Below are 2,799 nucleotides of genomic sequence, written 5' to 3' on the forward strand. Positions count from 1 at the left end.
CCCCGGGACCGTCGGCCTCCCCCGGACCGTCGGGGTTGCCGGGATCGTCCGGACCCTCGGGGTCCTCGGGGTCCTCCGGGCCGCGGTGGCGGTCCAGGACCTCGTCCAACAGGTCCTCGTCGAGACCCGGCGCGTCGAAGGGGTTCCGCCGACGCCGGTGGGGGAGGGCCAGCAACGCGGCCCGCCGCACGTCTCCGGCGGTCACCGAGGTGCGCCCGTCCCACGCGGCCAGGGTGGCGGCGGTGCGGGCGGTGACGATGTCGGCCCGCATCCCGTCCACCTCGAACGCGGCGCACACCGCCGCGATGCGCAGCAGCGCGGTGTCGTCCAGCTCCACCAGGGGCAGCAGGTCACGGGCGGTGGTGATCCGGGCACGCACCTCCTCCTCCGGACCCGCCCAGCGCGCGGCGAAACCGGCGGGATCCGCGTCGAAGGCCAGCCGACGACGGACCACCTCGACCCGCTCGGCCGGCTCCCGGGAGGCCGCCACCTCCACGGTCAGCCCGAAGCGGTCCAGCAACTGCGGACGCAGCTCGCCCTCCTCGGGGTTCATCGTCCCGACCAGCAGGAAGCGGGAGGCGTGCCGGACCGACACCCCCTCCCGCTCCACCCGGGAGGAGCCCATCGCGGCGGCGTCCAGCAGCATGTCCACCAAGTGATCGTGGAGCAGGTTCACCTCGTCCACGTAGAGCACGCCCCGGTGCGCCTCGGCCAGCAGCCCCGGTTCGAACGCCTTCACGCCGTCGGTCAGCGCCCGCTCGATGTCCAGCGAGCCGACCAGCCGGTCCTCGGACGCGCCGACCGGGAGCTCCACCATGCGCCCCGGCCGGGCGGTGCCCGGCCCGCCGGGCTCGTGGGGGCCGTCGGGGCACTGCGGGTCGGGCTCGGCCGGCGAGCAGGCGAAACGACAGCCGGGGACCACCGTCACCGGCGGCAGCAGGGCGGCCAGCGCCCGCACGGCGGTGCTCTTGGCGGTGCCCTTCTCACCCCGCACCAGGACACCGCCGATGGCCGGGTTCACGGCGTTCAGCACCAACCCCAGCAGCAGGTCCTCCATGCCCACCACGGCGGTGAACGGGTAGCCGATGGTGCCCCGCCCCCCGTCCTCCGCCGTCCTCGGTTCTCCCATGACCGCCCTTTCGCCGGTTGCCCCGGTGGTGTCGGTTGTCCAGGTGTCTGTGTCTTCGGTGGTTCCGGTGGTTCCGGCGGTTCCGGTGTCCCGCCCCTCTTCCGGGGTGTCCCCGGGGCCCGGGGGGACGGCCGGCCGCCGGTCCGCCGGGCTCACGGCGCCCCCGGTGGAACGAACGGCAGCCCGACCGGGGGGCCCTTCTCGATCAGCCGCCACAGCGCGTCGGTGTCGGCGTGTTCCTCGATCAGATCGCCGAGACGGTCCAACTGTTCCTCGCGCAACGCCGCGAAGCGGGTGTCGGGGGCGGGCACGAAGTCCCGCCCGGCATCCGCCGCCACCCGGCGCAGGAACGCCCGTCGGAACCCGTCGCACTCCAGCATCCCGTGCCAGTGGGTCCCCCACACGGCCCCGACCCGGCACCCGCCGGGGAAGGGCTCCCCGCCCCGCACGTCGGCGACCCCGTGGTGGATCTCGTAACCGGTCACCGGCTCGCCGAGGGCCCGCCCGGTCGGGCGGGCCAGGGTCTTCTCCCGGTCGAAGCGGATGCGCACCGGCAGCAGTCCGAGCCCCTCGACGGTGCCCGCGCGCGACTCCACCTCGTCCTCGACGCGCTCGCCCAGGACCTGGAAGCCGCCGCAGACGCCCAGGATCGGCCGCCCCTCGGCGGCGCGGCGCGCCAGCGCCTCCGCCAGGCCCCGTTCCCGGAGCCGGCGCAGCGCCCGCACCGTGCCCCGGGTGCCGGGTACGACCACCAGGTCGGCGTCGGCGATCTCCTCGGCGCGGTCACAGAAGCGCACCACCACCCCGGGCTCGGCGGCCAGCGCGTCCACGTCCGTGAAGTTGGACATCAGGGGCACCGCGATCACCGCCACCCGCAGCACCTGCGACCCCGCCGGCGGGGCGGTGTTCGCCTCCCGAACGGTGCCCCGGGTCGAGAGCCGCAGACCGTCCTCCTCATCGATTCCCAGACCGTCCCGGTGGGGGAGGACCCCCAGCACCGGACGTCCGGTCAGCCCGCGCAGGCTCTCCAACCCGGGCTCCAACAGGCGCACGTCACCGCGGAACTTGTTGATCAGATATCCCGCCATCAACTCCTGGTCGCCCGCCGACAACAGGGCGGTGGTGCCGAAGAGCGAGGCGAAGACCCCGCCCCGGTCGATGTCGCCGACCACGACCACCGGAAGCCGCGCGGCCCGGGCCAACCCCATGTTGACGATGTCGCTGCGCCTCAGATTGATCTCGGCCGGGCTCCCCGCGCCCTCACAGATCACCGCGTCGTGGGTGCGTCGCAGTTCGGCCAGGCATTCCAACACCCGGTCGAACACCATGGCGCGCCGTTGGTCGTGGAAGCCCCGCGCGCTCAACTCACCCACCGGGCGGCCCATCAGGACGACCTGACTGGTGCGGTCGCCACCGGGCTTGAGCAGCACGGGGTTCATCAGCGCGCTCGGCTCCACCCGGGCCGCCGCGGCCTGCATCGCCTGCGCGCGACCGATCTCCGCCCCATCGGCGGTGACGAAGGAGTTCAGCGACATGTTCTGCGCCTTGAACGGCGCCACCCGTACGCCCCGGCGGACCAGCCAGCGACAGATACCGGCGGTCACGACGCTCTTGCCCGCGTCCGAGGTGGTACCGGCGATCAGCAGCCCGCCGCCCGCCCCGGCCTCCCG

At 74.3% G+C, this 2,799-nt stretch carries 2 protein-coding genes; both read right to left on the reverse strand.

Going from position 1 to position 2,799, the window contains the following annotated elements:
* A partial coding sequence (locus tag FNQ90_RS18655; protein WP_182607424.1) for an ATP-binding protein occupies positions 1 to 1,129 on the reverse strand: 1,129 nt, incomplete at its 3' end.
* A gap of 152 nt (positions 1,130 to 1,281) precedes the next feature.
* Positions 1,282 to 2,775: a cobyric acid synthase gene (locus FNQ90_RS18660; RefSeq protein WP_182607425.1), complete on the reverse strand. Its 1,494-nt coding sequence runs from the start codon at positions 2,773 to 2,775 to the stop codon at positions 1,282 to 1,284.
* Positions 2,776 to 2,799: the final 24 nt, after the last annotated feature.

Origin of the sequence: Streptomyces alkaliphilus, assembly GCF_014141535.1 — a bacterium.
GTDB lineage: Bacteria > Actinomycetota > Actinomycetes > Streptomycetales > Streptomycetaceae > Streptomyces > Streptomyces alkaliphilus.